This window comes from Streptomyces sp. NPDC107517 (assembly GCF_055582645.1).
The window spans coordinates 274,873-292,574 of sequence record NZ_JBVJPM010000009.1; the positions used below are offsets into that span (position 1 = coordinate 274,873).

Sequence of the window (17,702 nt, forward strand, 5' to 3'; positions counted from 1 at the left end):
ACAATTTGTTGCAGCGTCCCCACCCGGAGTGGCGGACGTGACAGGGCCCCGACAGCCGCCCACCGGGAGCCGTAGACTCGAGCCATGGACACCACGCGGCTCGCGCGGCTCGGCGCCGGGAAGTACTTGCTGGTCACCAGCTTCCGGAAGAACGGGACCCCGGTGGCCACCCCCGTCTGGGTGGTCAGGGACGGGTCCGCGCTCGGCGCCTGGACCTCCGCCGACTCGTGGAAGGTCAAGCGGATCCGCAATCGCGCGGACGTCCTGGTGGGGCCGTGCGACGCGCGCGGCAACCCGACCGGCGACCAGTCGCCCGCCACGGCGGAGATCTGCTCCCCCGAGGTGACGGCCCGCTATCGCAACCTGATCGGGAGCAAGTACGGCCTGCTCGGCAAGCTGACGCTGTTCGGCAGCCGCCTGCGCCGCGGCCTCGACGGCACCGTGGGCATCCGCATCACGCTCGACGAGTGACCGAGGCGGTCAGGCCGCTTCACGGTGCCCGGGCCGAAGGGCCCCTTGAGCCGTCTCCGCGCGGAACGCGACCACCATCTCCCGCGCGTGCCGCAGCCCGATCCGCGTGAAGTCGGCCTCGAGAACGTCGAGTTCGGCGAGCGTGTCACGCCGGTGCCGGCCCAGCCGGGCGAGCGACTTGACCAGCCCCAGCCGGCACAGCGCGACACCGCGCGGCTCGTGCAGCCGGCGGAACTCGGCGAGCGTCGCCGCGTAGGCGTCCCGGGCTGCCTCATAACGCCCGTCCCGGTAAAGGACGTTGGCGCGCATCTTGTGGTTGTACGCGAGCGCGCTCGCCAGATCCATCGCCCGGCAGATTCCCTCGGCCTCCGAGAGCAGGGACAACGCCCGATCGGGTTCGCCCCGGACGGACAGCACATCGGCCACTCCGCGCAGCGACCACGCGCGGCCCCGCGCGTCGTCCGCCTCGGTGGCCACCCGGACCGACTCCTCGAACAGTTCCAGGGCCTTGGCGTGGTCACCGGTGTTGCGGTGCATCTGCGCGATGCCGGACATCGCCCAGACCATGTGCCGCGGCTCGCCGTGGGCGCGGCCCTGTTCGAGCAGCTCCTCGTGGAGGGCGGTGACCGCCGCGTAGTCGCCCTGGATACGTCCCGTTTCAGCCAGGCCCGCGAGCGCGTAGCCGTGGGCGAGCCGGTCGTCGCTGAGGGCGGCCAGGGTGACGGCGTGTCCGAGAAGACGCCGGGCCAGGCGCAACGAGCCGCACTGGCGGGCGAGTGTGCCGCCGCTCCACAGCGCCCAGGCCATCGCCCCCGTGTGCCCGGCGGCGCGCGCGCTGCGATAGCTGCCCCGCCACGCGTCGCCCGCCTCACGGACGCGGCCGAGCCGCCGGTTCGCCTCGGCGAGCGCCAGTGCGGCGCGTGCCCGTTCCAGGGGGACGGCCGCCGTGTCGAGGGACCGGCCCGCCGCCGCGCGCACATCCTCGTAGGAGGAGTTCACCCCCAGGGCCGTGTTCAACTCGCCCTGATACTCAGGGGCGAATGCCTTGCCGTACATGTAGCCGTGTCCCTTCGCCGGTCCCGTCGTGCCGCTGCGTTCTGATCAAGAACGTACGAGCGGTGAGGGTCCCGGCGGATCCGTCCACGTATGTGTTGTGCCGTACGACTCGAGTGCTACCCGACGTCGGCCGGTCATCACATGGACGTACGGGAAGTACGGAAGGCCGCCCGTCTCCGAGGGGGTGGGGAGGCGGGCGGCCTGGCTTGGACATTCCGTGCGGGTCCTACGCGTCGGCCGCCTTACTCGTCGATCGCCACGCCGAACATCGCGTCCGCGGACGGTGCTCCGAGGGAGCCCGCGCCGTAGGTCCATGAGCCGGAGGCCGTGACGCCGCCGGAACCCGCCGAGAACACCCAGACGACACCGTCGTTGGTGTTCTCGCCCGGCGCCGCGGCGAGCAGGCCGAAGCGGCCGTCACGGTTCGGGTCGGTGAGGCGGACCTGGCCGCCCCACTTGTCGCCCTTCTCGGGTGCGCCCGGCACGTTCGCCGAGTTCTGGTCCCAGGACTGCGCTCCGGTCGCGGTCAGACCCGTCGAGGCTCCGCGCAGGACCCACGCGGCGCCCGCGTCGGCGACCGTGCCGATGTCCTCGCCGGCCGCGCCGATCGCCACGTCGGCGTACCCGTCCCCGTTCGTGTCCGCGACGGACAGGTCCGTGCCCCAGCCGTCGCCGCGCTCGGCGACGCCGGGCACGCCCGCGGAGTCCTGCGTCCACCACTGCACGTCGGACGACGGTCCCTCGGGCCCGCCGAGGCGCACGCCGACCAGCCCGCCCGTCATCGAAGCACCCCCGTCGTCGGGGGAGTTGGGCTCACCGGTCACCAGGTCGTCGTATCCGTCGCCGTTGATGTCGCCCGAGGCCGCCACGGGTCCGCCGCGCAGATCGCCCCCGAAGGTGAGGCCGTCGGCGTGCCCGGGCAGGTACGCCGACCAGCCGTGTCCCGGCTCGGAGCCCGTCGTCACGCCCGAGACGACGAGGTCCGCGAAGCCGTTGTTGTCGTAGTCCCCCGTGGTCAGTGACATGGGCGCGATGTCGCGCTCGTCGGCGGCTTTGGACAGGCTGCTCGTGGAGCGGCGCTCCAGTGGCGCCTTCGACGCGGGCTGGGGCGCGGAGTCGTAGGCGAAGAGCTCCACGTCATCGCGGTCGAGGACGGCGAGGACGTCGCCCGGCGTGTCGTTCGTGAAGTGCGCCGCCGTGACGCCCGTGCCGAACTTTGCGCCGGCGGTGGGTTCCTGGGTCTCCAGCCAGTCGCTGGCGGCGCCGGTGAGACCGGCCTTGGAGCCCCAGAGGATCGCCACTCCGCCCGCGTCCGTGGTCGTGCCGATGTCCTCGCCCGGGATGCCGACGATCGCGTCGTCGTAGCCGTCCCCGTCCAGGTCGCCCGTGGCCACGGCCTTCCCGAACGCGTCACCGGTCTCGGCGGCGCCGGCCACACCGGAGGTGGACTGGCTGAAGCGGGCGACATTGGTGGTCCCGATGCCTCTCGACGACCCGTACTGCACGGTGACGAGGCCGGCGCCCTTCTTCCCGCTGACGGTCGCGCCGGGCGCACCGACGAGGACGTCCTCGTAACCGTCCCCGTTGAAATCGCTGTTGCGGTCGTCGGCGTGCGTGCCTCCGGGGGTTCCGGCGTAGGCGGAGGGGGCGGTGGCGATGGCCGCACCGGACAGAAGGAGGAATGACGCCGCGGCCAGGGCGGCGGAACGGTTCTTGCGCACGAGCGGCTCCTGATGAAAAGGACGGCCGGGCAGCGCGGGGGGTGTCCGGAAAGGGCCCGTTCCTTTTCCGGCGCCCTGTTTGACAGTGCATGAGGGGGAAGGGTTGTACGGGAGTTTGCCCGCGGTTCACCGATGTCCCGGGTATCAACTGGCAAACGGAGAGGGTCAATTGGTACACACGGCGCCGAAGCATCCCACCGGTTGATTGTTTGTGCAAGAAATCGCGATACATCTTGCAGGAACGAGCTTCGCTCGGCACGGTGTCCCCGTCGCGTCATCCCCGGCGCGCACGTAGACGCTCGTAGACGGGAGATCCCTTGTCCGGGAGAGCTCACAGAGAGCACAGATCCGCACGGCGCCGCACCTCCCCGCCGCCCTCGCGCCGCGGCCGGGCCCGCAATCTTCGCGCCCTGTCCGTGGCCGCCACCGCCACGGCACTCGCGCTCGGTGGCCTCGCGGGGCCGTCCGCCGCATCCGCCGCCGCGGCCGTCACCCCGTACCCCAACCTCGCCCCGACCCCGCCCATGGGCTGGAACAACTGGTCCTACTACGGCTGCGACATCAGCGAGGAAACCGTCCTCGCCAATGCCCGCGCACTCGTCTCCTCCGGCCTGGCGGCCAAGGGCTACGACACCGTCACCACCGACGACTGCTGGATGACGCACACCCGCGCCGCCGACGGAAATCTCGTCCCCGACCCCACGCGCTTCCCGCACGGCATGGCCTACGTCGGCGAGCAACTGCATGCGATGGGACTGAAGTTCGGCATCTACGAGGACGCCGGCACGGCCACCTGCGGCGGCTACCCCGGCTCGTACGGGCACATGAAGCAGGACGCCGACCTCTTCGCCGAGTGGAAGGTCGACTATCTGAAGCTGGACGGGTGCAATGTGCCCGTTCCCACGGGCCAGAGCGCGGACGACGCCTACCACAAGCTCTACGGCGACATGAGCCAGGCGCTCCTCGACACCGGCCGGCCCATCGTCTATTCCGTCTCCGCGCCAGCCTACTTCGAGGGCGAGAAGGACTGGCACCACGTCATCTCCTGGTCGGCCGAGGTCGGCAACCTGTGGCGGGAGGGCGCCGACGTCGCCATGGAGTCGTCGTCCGCGCGCGGCAAGTGGGCCTCCATCAAGTACAACTACGCCTACAACGTGCCGCTGGCGGACCTGCAGAGCCCGGGCCGCTGGAACGACCCCGACTTCCTGCTCGCCGGCCAGTCCCGGCTCACCGGCGACGAGATCCGCAGCCAGATGTCGCTGTGGTCCGTGATGGCCGCCCCGCTCATCTCCAGCACCGACCTGACGAAAGCCTCGCCCGAGGCACTCGCCGTGCTCGGCAACAAGGACGTCATTGCCGTCGACCAGGACGCCAAGGGCCTCCAGGGCCGCATCGTCCAGCAGGGCGACGGCTACGACGTCCTGTCCAAGCCGCTCGCGAACGGCGACCGGGCCGTGGCTCTGTTCAACTCGTCCGACGAGGCGCGGACCATCACGACGACGGCCACCAAGGCCGGGCTGCCCGCCGGATCCTCGTACCTCCTCAAGGACCTCTGGTCGAAGCGGACCACGCAGACCACCGGGACGATTGCCGCGAACGTGCCAGCCCACGCGACCGTGCTCTACCGCGTCCACGCGGGCACCGCCCACCGCGCGCAGCCCGCGACCGCGATCACCTGGACACGGACCGGCGGCGAAGGCACCACCTCCACCTGGAAAGTCGCGCTCACGGACCACGGCCCGACCGGACTCACCGGCGCCCAACTGCGTATCGGCGCCCCGGAAGGCTGGCGCCTCAGCACGTCGAACGTGTCCCTGGGCAACGTCAGGCCGGGCGGCTCGGCCGCCGTGACCATCACCGCGAAGGGCCCCGACGCCGAGCCCGGCACCACCGTCACGACCCTGACCGCGACCGCCCGCTATCGAGCGGGTGGCGCCGGCGAGGGTTCCGTGGCGGGACGCGCCTCGATCGTCACCGAAGTGCCGTACCCCAGCCTGGACGCCGCCTTCAACAACGTCGGCGTGACCAACGAGGCGGCGCCGCCCGCCGAGGGCAACTACACGACCGGGAACTTCGACGGAGGTGGCGACAGCTATTCGGCGCAGGCCCTCGCCGCGGCCGGGGTCACCCCCGGCGCGAAGGTCAGCAAGGACGGCGTGACCTGGACGTTCCCGGCCGCCAAGCCGGGCACCCCGAACAACGTCGAACTCGCCGGTCAGTCGATCACCCTCACCGGCAGCGGCTCCAAGCTCTGGTTCCTCGGGGCGGAGGCCGGCTTCACCTCGGGCCAGGTCAAGGTCACGTACACCGACGGCACCACGAGCACGGGCAGTCTCGGCTTCCCCAACTGGTGCTGCACGGCGGACACGGAGTACGGCGCGACGACGGTCGCCACGTCCGACCACCGCAACACTCCGACCGGCCCCGCCAACTTCGGCACCGGCTACAAGCTGTTCGGCAACTCGGTCCCGCTCACCGCGGGCAAGACGATCCGCACGGTCACCCTGCCTGACGCGGACGCGATCCACGTGTTCGCGATCACGGTTCATTGACATCCTCGCCCGCCTAAAGGAGGGCGATTCCCGACTGTCGCGCTGTTGTCGGGCGCGGCTTCGGGTGGGTTCCTGCTTCATCGCGCTGCGCCGGGACGAGTCCCGGTCTTACCTGCGCTCCACAGGCTGACACGGCCAGTCCGGCCGCCTTCGCGACGTTGACCGCCGCGTTGATGTCTCGGTCCAGGACGGCCCCGCAGGCTCCACAGGTCCACTCTCGGACCTGGAGGGGCTTGGGGCCGTCCTTGATGCCGCAGGCCGAGCAGACCTGGGAGGTCGGCTCGAACCGGCCGATACGCACGAAGGTGCGCCCGTACCGGCTGGCCTTGTACTCCAGCATGGTCACGAACTGTGACCATCCGGCGTCGCGCACGGACTTGGCCAGGCGTGTACGGGCGAGTGCCTTGACCGCCAGGTCTTCCACCGCGATGGCTTGGTTTTCGCGGATCAGCTTGGTGGAGAGCTGGTGGTGGAACTCGCGGCGCGCATCGGCCACCCGCGCATGAGCGCGTGCGACGCGAAGCCGGGCCTTGTCCCGGTTGGCGCTCCCTTTGTCCTTGCGGGACAGGGAGCGCTGAGCCTTCTTGAGTTGCTTCTCAGCCCGGCGCAAAAAGCGCGGACTGTCGATCTTCCGGCCGTCCGACAGAACGGCGAAGTGCCCCAGACCGAGGTCTATTGCGACCTCGGGCGAGGTGGGCGGCAGGACTTCGTCCACGCCGGTCTGCACGACGAACGACGCGAAGTACCTTCCCGCGCTGTCCTTGATCACGGTCACGGTGGTGGGGGTGGACGGCAGGGTGCGGGACCACTTCATGGCCACGTCGCCGACTTTGGGAAGCCGGAGCTTGCCACCGGGGGTGATCTTCCAGCCAGCGTTGGCGGTGAAGCGGATCGCCTGCCGGGTGTCCGTCTTGGACTTGAAGCGGGGCGGCCCCATCTTCGGGCGCTTGCCCTTGAGGCCGTCGAAAAAGTTCCGGTACGCGGTGTCCAGGTCCCGAAGGGACTGCTGGAGGACCACCGAGGACACCTCAGTCAGCCAAGCACGCTCCGTCGTCTTCTTCGCGGAAGTGAGCCGCTTGGACAGATCGCCCAAGGCGACGAACGGCAGCCCGGCGGCGCGGGCGTCCTCACGGACGCGAAGCGCGTCGTTGAAGACCACCCGAGCGCACCCGAACGCCCTGGCCAGCGCCGAGCGCTGAGAACCGTTCGGGTACAGGCGGAACCCGTACCTGAGCTGCATAACGACCACCATACAAACGTGGTTCATGTCACCACGCTGGAACCCGAACCCTGATGTATGCACCGGTCGTCACGTCATCCATAACCTGCACGTTCACTTGGTCATCCTCACGAAGTACCGGCGCAAGACCATGACCGACGCCATGCTGACGCGGTGCGAAGAGATCACGCGGGAGGTGTGCGCGGACTTCGGGGCCGAGCTGAAGCAGTTCAACGGCGAGGAGGGCCACGTGCACCTGCTCGTGCACGACCCGCCCAAGGTGCAGCTCTCCAAGCTGGTCAACTCCCTGAAGGGCGTATCCGCCCGGCTGCTGCGCAAGGAGTACGACACGCACGTCCGCCGGTACCTGTGGGGCGGACACTTCTGGTCTGGCTCGTACTTCGCCGGAAGCTGCACGGGGCGCCCCCGACCGTCGTGAAGCAGTACATAGAGAACCAAGCGCCCCGTGGGCTGAGGCAAACAGTGCTGCCCCGTGCTCCGGTCCGGGTCAGAGCATTTCTGAGATGGCCTTCACCCCCGGCGTGAACACGGAGCGCTGGCCAAGATCAAAGGTAGAGCCCGGGCGGGCCGGTGCGCCGGATGCTGTGGTGGCGGTATCCGGCGCACCGGCGTGGACGTACGGTGACGCGATGGACAGACTCCTCGAGCCCCTCACGGCGACGGTCATCGCGACCGGAAGGCTCGAACTCCTTCCGCTCCAGGCAGAATTCGCCGACGAGATGGCCGCGGTGCTCGGCGACCCGGCTCTGCACACCTTCATCGGCGGGGCACCGCTGGCACCGCCGGAGCTGCGTGAACGCTACGGGCGCCTGATCGCGGGCTCCCCGGACCCGGCCGTCTCGTGGTGCAACTGGGTGCTCCGGGTCAGGGAGGAAGGGACTCTGGCCGGGACGGTCCAGGCCACGGTCGGCCCCGGCGACGACGGGCTCCAAGCCGAGATCGCCTGGGTCGTCGGCGTGCCGTGGCAGGGCCGGGGCCTCGCCACGGAGGCGGCGCGCGCACTGGTCGACTGGCTCGGGCAGCGGCCCGTGCACACCGTCGTCGCGCACATCCACCCGGACCACGCCGCGTCGGCGGCCGTCGCCAAGGCCTGCGGACTGGCGCCCACGGACCGGATGCACGACGGCGAGATCCGGTGGCAGCGCACCCTGGGGTGACGGCCGGCCGGATCTCGGGGCCGCCACCTCGGAGCGACGGGGGCCGTGCGCGTCAGTGCTGCTGGGCCTTCTGCGGAGTCGCCTCGCTGGGACGCACGATGACGTACCCCTCACCCTCCAGCTTCAGCTGGACGGCCTCGCCCGAACCGCCGCGGATCATCGACCCGATGGACTGCGACCGGTGCAGCGAGGTGTGCAGATGGGCGGTCCAGCCCACGACCGCGTCCGTGTCGACGAACACCGGCTGCTGCGGCGAGACCGGGATGACCAGCGGGTTGCCCTCGCAGACGAGCCCCAGCCGGCCCTGCCCGGTGAAGACGCTGTTGAACAGCCCTCCGCCGGATATGCCCGCGCCCTTCACGGTCTTGATCTCGTACGACAGCGTGGAGTCGAAGCACAGGACGTTGCGCCCGTTGACCGTCAGGGCCTCGCCCGCTTCGACGTCGACGATGAAACAGTTCTGTGCCTCGTGCGCGAACCAGGCCTCGCCCTGTCCACGTACCGTCATCAGGGGCAGGCCCTCGCCCGTGACCGCGCGCTTGAGCATGCCGCCCATGCCCTGGCCCTTGCGCTCGAACTGCAGGTTCCCGCGGTAGGCGATCATCGCGCCCTGGCGGGCCATCATGTCGCCGTCGACGGCACAGCGGATCGACTTGGCGTTCTGTGCGGTCATTCCCGGCGCGGAGGCGGGCTGTACGACGTGCTCGCTGGAAAAGAGATCACCCTTCATGCGGGCATCCTGTCGCGGACGGACCGGTTCCGCCAAGGTCGGGCGGCGTTCCGGCCGGAACCCGACCGGCGCGCGGCGAGGTCGCCGGGTTCAACTCGCTTGTCAGGCGCGGGTCTTTGCCAGGAGTTCGGCGATCTCCTCGGTCGTGCCGGTCTCGCCGAGACGCGGGAAGATCCGCTCGATGCTGTTGCGGTGCGCCTCGACGTCCAGGTCCGTCATCGCGTCGGTGGCCAGGGTGACGTGGTAGCCGTGCTCGTGGGCGGCGCGGGCCGTGGACTCGACGCCGATGCTGGTGGCGACGCCGGTCAGAACGACCTGCGTGATGCCGCGACGGCGCAGCTGGAGGTCCAGGTCCGTGCCGTAGAAGGCACCCCAGTTGCGCTTGGTGACCGTGATGTCCTCGGGGTGGCCGGACAGTTCGTCCACGATGACGTCCCAGCCCTCGGGCCGGGCGCCGGTGTGCCTCTGCGTCTCGTTGCGCCCCGGTACGGCGTCCGCTCCGTCGGGGGCGGCGCTGACGCGCACGAGGACGACAGGCAGGCCGTGTGCGCGGAAGGCATCGGCCAACTCGACCGAGCGGGCGACGACTTCGGGGCCGGTGTACGGAGTCGTGGGTGCGCCGACAATGCCCTTCTGAAGGTCGACGACAACGAGAGCGGTGCGCTCGTCGAGGGTGGTGAGAGCCATGGGTGGGCCTTTCGGGGTGGATCGATCGTTTGTTGGGGGCTCCGGTCAGGCTTCCGTGAGCCGTTCCAGGAGAGTCAGTGCGGTGACGATGGTCCGGCGTTCCTCTTCCGAGTAGCTGTCCTGGAAGGTGCGGGCCAGCCATTCCCCGCGGGCCTGCCGGGTGCCCTCCGCGCTCTCGCGGCCGGCGTCGGTGAGGGTGACCAGTTGGCGGCGGCCGTCCTCGGGGTCGGGCCGGCGCTCGATGAGTCCGCGCTGGTCGAGCGCGGCGAGCGTGGCGGCCATCGACTGCGGCCGGACGCCCTCGGAGGCGGCGAGACCGCTGGCCGTGGCGGCCTGCGCCTTGCTGAGCCGGTTGAGCGCGGAGACCTGGGACGGGCTGAGGTCCTGGCTGTCGGAGACCTCGCGGAGCCGGCGCCGAAGGCGGCTGAACATCACGCGCAGTTCCCGCGCGGCACGGTCCGCGGATTCCGAGATGCCCTCGGCATGGTCGTTGCCCTCGGCGTTGTTCATACGCCCACGCTAAAACCTTCAGTCCAAGCTGTCCAGTCTGACCTGAAGATCTGGAGGAGCGGGTGCGGGTCCTCGGACCGCCGGCCGGAGTGGGAATCCCGGTGATGGGGTGGCTCGTGAGGCCGCTGTTCTGAAGGCTTGCCGCGCACGGCCACGCCGTCGAATCACCTAGGACCAGGCCCCGCGCCCCCTCCGTGACAGACGTGACGAACGCATGGAGCGCGCCGCCACCAGGGCGATCAGGCTTCCGCCGATGACCAGCAGGCCCGGGCCGACGCTGCGGGTGTTCACGACCCTGGAGATCGCGGCGGCGGGGCCGGTGTCAGTGCTGGTTCCGGTGCCGGAGACGGCGCCGTCCCCGGTCTCGGCGGCCCCGCCCATGTTCGTACCGGGACCCGTACCCGTGCCCACTCCCGAACCCCTCCCGTCCCCACCCGGAGTGCCCGCCTCGGAGCCCGCGGGTGAGCCGTCGCCGCCGGGCCGCCGCGCCTGCCCGGAACCGGCCCCCGCCCGCGACCCGTCGTCCCCGGACGCGCCGGCCAGGCGTACGTCGAGGGCCGTCATCGCCGCTGCGACGGGCTGGAAGAACGTCGTGCCCCCGCCCTCGCAGTCCCCATTGCCGCCCGACGTCAGGCCCAGGGCGAGCCCGTCGGCGAACAGGGGGCCGCCGCTGTCGCCGGGTTCGGCGCACACCGTGGTCTGGATGAGTCCTGTGACCGTGCCCTCCGGGTAGTTCACCGTCGCGTTCAGTGCGGTCACCCGGCCGGAGTGCAACCCCGTGGTGCTGCCGCTGCGGAAGACCTGCTGGCCCACCACGGGATCGGTCGCCCCGGTGATGCGTACGCCACGGCCTCCGCCGATGGCGACGACGTCACTGTCTGCGCGAGGCACCCCCTCGTCGTAACGCACGAGGGAGAAGTCGTTCCCGGGGAACGTGCCGCTCACGGTGGTGCCCAGTGCCGTGGCGTCGCCGGGTCGTGCGAACCAGGTCGTGCCGACCGGGCCGCAGTGCCCCGCGGTCAGCAGGAACGTGTCACTGCCGTCGGTCACGTCGAAGCCGGCCGAGCAGCGCCCGCCGCTCGCGAAGATCGGCGAGGCGCCGTCGACGCGGGTGGTGAACGTGCCACGGGTCCGCTCCATGCGGACGGACGCGCCGATGGCTTTGGCGACGTCGGCCAGCTGCGACCAGTCGGCGGCGGAGACGGTCGAATCGGCCCGCACCACGACGTCGTTCGAGCCGTAGTCCATCGACCACGCCGTGCCCGGCACCCGGGGCGCCGCTCGCAGCGTCGCGGCGGCCGAGCGCAGGTCGCGCATGCTGTGGCGCACGACCTCGGCCCGCGCCCCGGCCCGCCGCACCTCCGCCGCGGCGCCCGCGTCGGTCACCGCTACCACCGTCCGCCCGTCCGCGCCGAGCCAGCTGCCCGCCGTACGGGCGGCGCCGAGCTGCGTCACCAGCCGTTCGCCCACCGGGACGGGTGGACCGGAGACGCCGGGTTCGCTCGCCATGGCGTGCGTGACCAGCAGGCTTCCGCAGAGCAGGCCGCCGACGGCAGTAAGGCGTGTGATCCGCCGGGCGGTGCGTCGCGCGTGCCTCATCCAGACTCCCCAACGTGCGAAACGACGTACGGACAACAGGTCAACGACCTTGAGGGAAACGGGAGTTGAGAGCGCCGAGCGGCCCGTCTCCTCGCTTCACGTACGTACGGGCGGGGTGCTCCGTTCAGCGGGGAGCTGCCCGGTCGCCGGGCCGCCGCCGACGCCGGGGCGGGCCGAACGAGTGGACGCGCGGCCCGAGCGAGCTGCGAAAGCCCGGCCCGAGGAGCGCACCGGCCATGGGGAGTGCAAGGATGTCGCCATGGCAATCAAGGCATATTTCGACATCACCATCGACGACGAGCCCGCCGGGCGCATCAGCTTCAACCTCTTCGACGACGTCGTCCCGAAGACGGTGGAGAACTTCCGCGCCCTGGCCACGGGCGAGAAGGGCTACGGCTACGCGGGGTCGTCGTTCCACCGCATCATCCCGCAGTTCATGCTCCAGGGCGGCGACTTCACCGCCGGCAACGGCACGGGCGGCAAGAGCATCTACGGCGAGAAGTTCGCCGACGAGAACTTCCAGCTCAAGCACACCAAGCCGGGCCTGCTCTCCATGGCCAACGCGGGCCCGAACACGAACGGCTCGCAGTTCTTCATCACCACGATCGTGACCGACTGGCTCGACGGCAAGCACGTCGTGTTCGGTGAGGTCGCCGACGAGTCCAGCATGGAGCTCGTCAAGAAGATCGAGGCCCTCGGCTCCCGCAGCGGCGCGCCCTCGGCGAAGGTCACCATCTCCGAGTCCGGCGTTCTCTAGCCTCCGGAACGACGCCTGACCGCCGGCCACTCGACGGCCGGCGGACGGGCGCAGTCGACGGGCCGGGGCGGCCGATCGGGCTGCCCCGGCCCGCTCCGTGCCCGACTTCTCACAAGGCCACAAGGCCAGCGCTCAACGACGGCGCCTCGCGACCGGCACATCGAGCGGCCGGGCGAGACCCACGACCCCCTCGTCGAGGCGCTGGAGATGGCGCAGCACGCGGAAGGTGACCGTGCCCGAGCGCAGCGCCCCCGTCCCGTCCGCCTCCAGCATCGAGGCGATGCTCGCGCCCGCCTCGACCTCCCCACCGGTCTTCTCGTCCCGCACGTGCGCGTCGATCACGTCGATGTTGTGCGCGATACGCACCCCGGCCCGCTCGAGCCGTGGATCCGCCGCGACGGTCTTGCTGTACGGCACGAGCTCGGCCGTCGCCGCCAGAGAACGGGCGTGATAGGCGCAGGTCTCCAGGAGTGCCACCACATAGCGGGCCGTCTGCCTCCGTACCCGTAGCGGCGTGATCGGGTGCGTCAGAGGCTTCGTGGAGGCGCGCAGATCGTCCAGGGCCGTGTCCAGGTCCCGCGCCTTGTCGAGGAGATCGACCGCGGGCCCGCCGCTGAGCTGCTCCACTGCCGCCGACACGACGTCACCGAGCCTGACCAGGACCGTACTGAGGAGTTCGTCGGTACGGCGGTCCGTGTGCACGGGCAGCACGAGCATCGCGGCGACGATGCCGCACGCGGCGCCGAGCGCCGTCTCCTCGATGCGCAGGACGAGGACGTCCAGGCTGTACGTGTTGAGGAGCGTGTAGAGCAGGCCCAGCATCGCGGTGACGAAGAACGACATCAGGGCGTACGACAGCGGCGCCGTGAAGAACATCGCGAAGATGAAGACCAGGACGAGGGCGAACGCCGTCCACGTGTGGTTGCCGACCACGCCCGCGAGCACGACACCGGCGACCACACCGAACACCGTGCCGAGGAGCCGGCGGTACCCCTTGACCAGGATCTCGCCCGTGGACGCGGTGTTGAGGAAGACCACCCAGCACGTCAGTACCGCCCAGTACCAGCGCTGACTGGAGAGGAACTCGCCGCCGACGATGGCCAGGGACGAGCCCACCGCGACCTGGAACGCGGCCCGCGTGGTGGGCCGCTGGAGCCCGGTGCGGTCGTCCTTGTCGTCCTCGCCCTGCTCGGAGCTCGTGATCGCCAGGTCCTCGGCGTCGAGTTCCTCGCGGGAGCGCGTCGTCGCCGGGGAGTCGTCGGACTCGTCCTGCGGCCCGTCGAGGGCGACCCGCAGGCCCATGACGGCGCGCGCCGCCTCACCGATCCCGCGGAAGACGTCCTGCACGGCGGCGGAGCCGCGCGGCAGATTGTCCTCGTCGCGGTAGGCGAGCAGCCGGTTGCGTACGTGCGCGACAGCCGTCCCGCGGTGGCCCGCCACCGGGCGGGCGACGAGCAGGTGCAGAGCGCTGAGGTCGCGGCGCAGGGTCGCGGTCACGTCGTCGGCGTACAGGCGCTTGGACGGCTCCGGCACGGGCGCGTGCGGCAGATGCAGGGTGAGGGTGTCGGCACGCTCGGCGCTGCGGGCGTTGAGCAGCAGGACGCCGAGCCGTTCGGCGGCGATCTCGGCGTCGGCGACCCTGCGTTGCACGAGGGCGGCCGTGGCCGAGTCCCGGGTGCCCTCCTCCAGGCGGCCCTGGATCATCAGCGCCGTCTCGTGCAGCCGTGCGGTGCCCCGCCGCAGGTCGTCGAGGACCTTCTCCAACTGGTCCGGTTCGGCGTCGAGCAGTTCCGCCTGCGTGTGCACCAGCTGCGCGAGCCGCGCCCTGAACGCGTCACGCAGGCGGCCGAGCACGCGCTCCGGTGTCTCCGGCACGACGGCGAAGCGCACGACCGCGCTGCACGCGAAGGCGACGGCCAGCGTCGCGTACAGCAGTGGCAGCGACGACACCGTCGCGCTCACGAACAGGGAGACGAAGTAGATCTGAAATCCGATCAGGCCCAGCGCGGTGCCGCGGTCCCCGAAGCGACGGCTGTAGACGGCGCCGAAGATGAGGGCGACGAAGAAGAGGTCACCCGCGACGACCTGGTTGTGCAGCAGCGCGGCCAGCGACACGGCCGCGAGCGCCACGGGCAGGCCGAGGGCGAGGGTGACGGCCTGGCCGCGTACGTCCTTCTCCCTGATCGCGAACGTGGCCACCATCGCGGCCATGGCGCCGGCGACCATGTGCGTCACATCGGTGTGGAACGCCGCGAGAACGGCCAGGGTGAGCGCGATCGCGCCGACCGTCCGCAGCCCCGCCATCAGCCGCAGCAGCCCCGGATCGGACGCCACGAACCGGTCCCACGTGCCCCCGATCCCCGTCACCCGTGTCACTGCTGCCCTCACTCTGCCGCACTCTCCTGATCCAGCCATGATCCGCGGACGCCTCAGCATCCCATGCGCGTCAACAGCGGTCCGAGGCCGGTCGTAGGAGGTGGGAGGGGGTACGGGACCTCGGCCGCAGCGGTCTTCAGAGGTTCCGCGATGTTCGCAGCTGTCCTCACACGTCGTCATATGTCGTCATCAGAGCGGGAGTCCGATCAGGCCACGGCCGCTCCTGGACGCCTCGGTCACGACCTCGCCCCAGTCGCGGAGCAGCATGGCGAACTCCTCGAAGTTCGCGATCCAGCGTCCCGGACGCTCCGCGTGTATCGCGTACGGCTCACGGAGCCCTTCGAGAAGGGGTGCGGCAACGGCCCACGCGCGCGCCAGGTCCGAAACCTGTTCCGGCGTGCGGACGACGAGCAGCCGAGGGTGCCAGGGGTCCGGTTCGGCGGGGAAAAGCCCGACGGCCGGCTCGTCCTCCGTGTCGGCGTCGTCGAGGCCCGTCCAGAACAGCCCTGCCAGGAACGCGTCGAGCGCGGCCCGCAGTCCGGGTCCGGCGAAGTCACGGACGTCCTCCCACGCCTGGCCGGCCCAGAAGTGCGGCTTGAACGAACCGAGCGTCTCGAAGAACTCGTACAGCGCGCACCACGGCGTCTCGGGCCACCTCACCCACCCGTGCTCGACCCGCGTGTCCGCGCCGCCACCGTCGTCGCAGTGGTCGTCCGGGTACGCGGCGTCCTCGAGCGTCGCGAGGCGCTCAGCGGCAGGCATCCGCCCGAGGTGGTCCCAGTCGACGACGAGAACGGTGATGTCCAGACCCATGGGGAGAGACTATGGACCACGCGTGGAGCAGGCGCTCACCTCAGGGGCCTGCGCACCCACAGCTGCTGGTCGCGCGCTCCGGGCGTGCCGCCGTGGTCCGATGCGCCGAGATTCATCCACCCCCAGGAGCGCAGCAGCGTGGAGCCCTGCGCCGGGGGGCCGGCGGGGTCCGGCATGGCCACCGCGGCGACGATCAGATCGGTGTCGTGGCGCGTGAGGAGCCGCGCCTGCAGGTCCGTCGCGACGCCGTGGCGCCGATGGGCGGGCAGCACCATCAGTTCGGCGAGGACGAAGGCCCGGCCGGACGCGGTGAGTTCCTCGAACTCGGTCGGCAGGTCACCCCGGAAGCCTGCCCACCAGTCACCGGTGCGGTCGGCCCGGAACCCGTACACGCAGCCGACGAGACGGCCCGAGTCGGCCACCACCATGTCGAAGTCGGGACGCCGGCCGTGTTGCTCGAAGCGGTTCAGGAACGACTGCCGGTCGCGGTACTCGGCCCCCGCGGCCCCGTGGTACGCCGAGACATACACGTCAGCGACGGCGTCTCGCTGCTGCTCCGCCTGCCACCGAGACAGCCGCCGCAAGTACACCTGAGCCATGTGAGCCTCCCGTCAGGCCGCGGGACATGCCCGGGCTCAGCATGGTGACACTCGCGGGCGGCGAGGGGAACGGGGCGTCGGGCACCGCCGCGCGAACTCCCGGTGGCCTCAGGGTACTTGGGGCCGAATGTGCTGGGAGGGGGCGCGGTCCCGCGGCCGTCAGGACAGGGACTGCACGGTCTCCCGCACCTGGGTCGCGACCGTGTCCGGAAGCGGCGCGTAGTGGATCCGGGTCAGCGCCTGCTGGCCCTCGTCGCTCGCGGTGTAGGTCAGGAAGGACTTGAGCGCGGGGAGGGTGGCGGCCCGGTTGCCCTTGTCGCACACGATCTCGTACGTGACCAGGACGATCGGGTACGCCCCCGCGGCCGCGTGACCGTAGCGGAACTTCAGCGACATGTCCTTGCCCTCGCCGGCGACACGGGCCGCGGCGATTCCGGCGGACGCGGACTCCGGCGACGGGGCGACGGGCTCCGCCGTGCCCGTGTCGATGCTGACGGTCGGTACCTGGCTGCTCGCCGCGAAGGACAGCTCGAAGTAACCGATCGACCCGTACGAGGAGCTGACCTGCGAGACGACACCGCTGGAGCCGTTCGCCGAGCCGCCGCCCCTGCCCTGCCACGACTTCTCCGCCGCGTAGGGCCAGGCGGCCGGGGCGGCTCCCGCGAGGTAGGCCTGCAGGTTCTGCGTCGTGCCCGAGTCGTCCGAGCGGTGCACCGGGCGGATACGGGTCGAGGGCAGTTCCGCGCCGGGGTTGAGCGCGCGGATCTCCGGGGCGTCCCACGTGGTGATCCGAGCGTCGAAGATCTTGGCGAGGGTCGCGGCGTCGAGGACCAGATCGTCGACGCCGGGCAGGTTGTAGCCGACCGCGATGGGGCCGCCCGCCATCGGCAGGTTGATGGCCCGGCCCCCCGCGCACGTCTGCTTCGACAGCTCGACCTCTTCGGGCTTCAGCGCGCTGTCCGAGCCGCCGAACGCGGTCGCGCCGCGCAGGAACTGGGCGGCACCGGCGCCCGATCCGAGCGGGTTGTACGCGATCTGGACGCCGGGGCAGGCGCGCTGGTACTGGTCGATCCAGTACTTCATCACGTTCTGCTGGGCGGTCGAACCCGAGCCGGGAACCTGGCTCTTGCCCGCGCAGTCGATGTCGGCCACGGGGGAGGAGTCGGCCGAGGACGCCTGCTCGTCGGAGTCACCCGGGCCGCCCGCGCCGCACCCCGCGAGCAGGAGCACGGCCGCGAGGGAAGCCACGCCGGCCGGAGCGCTCCGCTTGATCACACGTCTGGCACGGGCGCTCTGCACTGTCGTTCCCCCTGGTGAAACCGCGATCGGAAGAACAGATGCTTACCGACCATGGCGGTCGCGGAGTGACGTGCGGGTTAACTGCAGGCGAAGCACCACCGTACGAAGGGCGAGCGGGGCCCCAAGCGGGCCCCG

The 17,702-nt window shown here is 70.9% G+C and carries 15 protein-coding genes and 1 pseudogene; 5 read left to right on the forward strand and 11 right to left on the reverse strand.

All coding sequences use genetic code 11. From position 1 onward, the window contains the following. Positions 1-84: 84 nt before the first annotated feature. Entirely contained in the window at positions 85-471 is a 387-nt protein-coding gene (locus ACZ67T_RS22460) for a PPOX class F420-dependent oxidoreductase (RefSeq protein ID WP_469986296.1), read from the forward strand. Positions 472-480: 9 nt separating this feature from the next. Here the strand turns inward: ACZ67T_RS22460 and ACZ67T_RS22465 are convergent, their stop codons facing one another. Together ACZ67T_RS22465 and ACZ67T_RS22470 are read right to left on the reverse strand one after the other, a co-directional pair. Then, positions 481-1,527, reverse strand: a complete 1,047-nt coding sequence (locus ACZ67T_RS22465) for a tetratricopeptide repeat protein (RefSeq protein WP_469986298.1) — start codon at positions 1,525-1,527, stop codon at positions 481-483. Between the two features lie 242 nt (positions 1,528-1,769). After that, positions 1,770-3,248: an esterase gene (locus tag ACZ67T_RS22470; protein ID WP_469986299.1), complete on the reverse strand. Its 1,479-nt coding sequence runs from the start codon at positions 3,246-3,248 to the stop codon at positions 1,770-1,772. A gap of 416 nt (positions 3,249-3,664) precedes the next feature. Between ACZ67T_RS22470 and ACZ67T_RS22475 the strand changes: the two genes are divergently transcribed. After that, positions 3,665-5,800: an NEW3 domain-containing protein gene (locus ACZ67T_RS22475; protein WP_469986301.1), complete on the forward strand. Its 2,136-nt coding sequence runs from the start codon at positions 3,665-3,667 to the stop codon at positions 5,798-5,800. Between the two features lie 13 nt (positions 5,801-5,813). Here ACZ67T_RS22475 and ACZ67T_RS22480 read toward each other — a convergent pair whose 3' ends face one another. Further along, positions 5,814-7,040, reverse strand: a complete 1,227-nt coding sequence (locus ACZ67T_RS22480; protein ID WP_469986303.1) for an RNA-guided endonuclease InsQ/TnpB family protein — start codon at positions 7,038-7,040, stop codon at positions 5,814-5,816. Between the two features lie 25 nt (positions 7,041-7,065). Here ACZ67T_RS22480 and tnpA point away from each other — a divergent pair. Next, positions 7,066-7,478 (forward strand): annotated as a pseudogene (gene tnpA / locus ACZ67T_RS22485) (IS200/IS605 family transposase); the annotation flags it as partial. A gap of 191 nt (positions 7,479-7,669) precedes the next feature. Then, positions 7,670-8,197 carry a GNAT family N-acetyltransferase gene (locus ACZ67T_RS22490; RefSeq protein WP_469986305.1) on the forward strand — a complete coding sequence of 176 codons (528 nt, stop codon included), beginning with the start codon at positions 7,670-7,672 and terminating at the stop codon, positions 8,195-8,197. Positions 8,198-8,249: 52 nt separating this feature from the next. On the opposite strand, the gene ACZ67T_RS22495 is transcribed toward ACZ67T_RS22490, so the two are convergent. The 4 genes from ACZ67T_RS22495 to ACZ67T_RS22510 all read right to left on the reverse strand — a co-directional run bounded on the left by ACZ67T_RS22495 (position 8,250) and on the right by ACZ67T_RS22510 (position 11,723). Continuing rightward, positions 8,250-8,927 (reverse strand): AIM24 family protein, encoded by a 678-nt coding sequence (locus tag ACZ67T_RS22495; RefSeq protein ID WP_469986307.1) that lies wholly within the window; start codon positions 8,925-8,927, stop codon positions 8,250-8,252. A 102-nt stretch (positions 8,928-9,029) separates the two neighbouring features. After that, positions 9,030-9,614, reverse strand: coding sequence for a hydrolase (locus ACZ67T_RS22500; protein WP_469986308.1), 585 nt, complete (start codon positions 9,612-9,614; stop codon positions 9,030-9,032). Between the two features lie 45 nt (positions 9,615-9,659). Beyond that, positions 9,660-10,124 carry a MarR family winged helix-turn-helix transcriptional regulator gene (locus ACZ67T_RS22505; protein ID WP_469986310.1) on the reverse strand — a complete coding sequence of 155 codons (465 nt, stop codon included), beginning with the start codon at positions 10,122-10,124 and terminating at the stop codon, positions 9,660-9,662. Positions 10,125-10,292: 168 nt separating this feature from the next. After that, a complete protein-coding gene (locus ACZ67T_RS22510) occupies positions 10,293-11,723 on the reverse strand; it encodes a S1 family peptidase (protein ID WP_469986311.1) in 1,431 nt (476 codons plus the stop codon). 259 nt (positions 11,724-11,982) lie between these two features. On the opposite strand from ACZ67T_RS22510, the gene ACZ67T_RS22515 reads away from it, so the two are divergent. Beyond that, positions 11,983-12,480, forward strand: a complete 498-nt coding sequence (locus tag ACZ67T_RS22515) for a peptidylprolyl isomerase (protein ID WP_469986313.1) — start codon at positions 11,983-11,985, stop codon at positions 12,478-12,480. A gap of 132 nt (positions 12,481-12,612) precedes the next feature. Here ACZ67T_RS22515 and ACZ67T_RS22520 read toward each other — a convergent pair whose 3' ends face one another. The 4 genes from ACZ67T_RS22520 to pstS form a co-directional block, all read right to left on the reverse strand. Next, positions 12,613-14,784, reverse strand: a complete 2,172-nt coding sequence (locus tag ACZ67T_RS22520) for an FUSC family protein (RefSeq protein ID WP_469986424.1) — start codon at positions 14,782-14,784, stop codon at positions 12,613-12,615. A gap of 261 nt (positions 14,785-15,045) precedes the next feature. Next, positions 15,046-15,669, reverse strand: a complete 624-nt coding sequence (locus ACZ67T_RS22525; RefSeq protein WP_469986315.1) for a hypothetical protein — start codon at positions 15,667-15,669, stop codon at positions 15,046-15,048. Between the two features lie 35 nt (positions 15,670-15,704). Continuing rightward, positions 15,705-16,268 carry a GNAT family N-acetyltransferase gene (locus tag ACZ67T_RS22530; protein WP_469986316.1) on the reverse strand — a complete coding sequence of 188 codons (564 nt, stop codon included), beginning with the start codon at positions 16,266-16,268 and terminating at the stop codon, positions 15,705-15,707. 159 nt (positions 16,269-16,427) lie between these two features. Next, complete coding sequence (gene pstS, locus ACZ67T_RS22535; protein WP_469986317.1) at positions 16,428-17,516, reverse strand: phosphate ABC transporter substrate-binding protein PstS; 1,089 nt, start codon at positions 17,514-17,516, stop codon at positions 16,428-16,430. Positions 17,517-17,702 lie beyond the last annotated feature (186 nt).

Coding starts and splice junctions, on each gene's coding strand:
- ACZ67T_RS22480 (WP_469986303.1), bottom strand. CDS start 7,040: ATGCAGCTCAGGTACGGGTTCCGCCTGTACCCGAACGGTTCTCAGCGC.
- ACZ67T_RS22490 (WP_469986305.1), top strand. CDS start 7,670: ATGGACAGACTCCTCGAGCCCCTCACGGCGACGGTCATCGCGACCGGA.
- ACZ67T_RS22520 (WP_469986424.1), bottom strand. CDS start 14,784: ATGGCGGGGCTGCGGACGGTCGGCGCGATCGCGCTCACCCTGGCCGTT.
- ACZ67T_RS22530 (WP_469986316.1), bottom strand. CDS start 16,268: ATGGCTCAGGTGTACTTGCGGCGGCTGTCTCGGTGGCAGGCGGAGCAG.
- ACZ67T_RS22500 (WP_469986308.1), bottom strand. CDS start 9,614: ATGGCTCTCACCACCCTCGACGAGCGCACCGCTCTCGTTGTCGTCGAC.
- ACZ67T_RS22505 (WP_469986310.1), bottom strand. CDS start 10,124: ATGAACAACGCCGAGGGCAACGACCATGCCGAGGGCATCTCGGAATCC.
- ACZ67T_RS22495 (WP_469986307.1), bottom strand. CDS start 8,927: ATGAAGGGTGATCTCTTTTCCAGCGAGCACGTCGTACAGCCCGCCTCC.
- ACZ67T_RS22515 (WP_469986313.1), top strand. CDS start 11,983: ATGGCAATCAAGGCATATTTCGACATCACCATCGACGACGAGCCCGCC.
- ACZ67T_RS22510 (WP_469986311.1), bottom strand. CDS start 11,723: ATGAGGCACGCGCGACGCACCGCCCGGCGGATCACACGCCTTACTGCC.
- ACZ67T_RS22460 (WP_469986296.1), top strand. CDS start 85: ATGGACACCACGCGGCTCGCGCGGCTCGGCGCCGGGAAGTACTTGCTG.
- ACZ67T_RS22525 (WP_469986315.1), bottom strand. CDS start 15,669: ATGGGTCTGGACATCACCGTTCTCGTCGTCGACTGGGACCACCTCGGG.
- ACZ67T_RS22465 (WP_469986298.1), bottom strand. CDS start 1,527: ATGTACGGCAAGGCATTCGCCCCTGAGTATCAGGGCGAGTTGAACACG.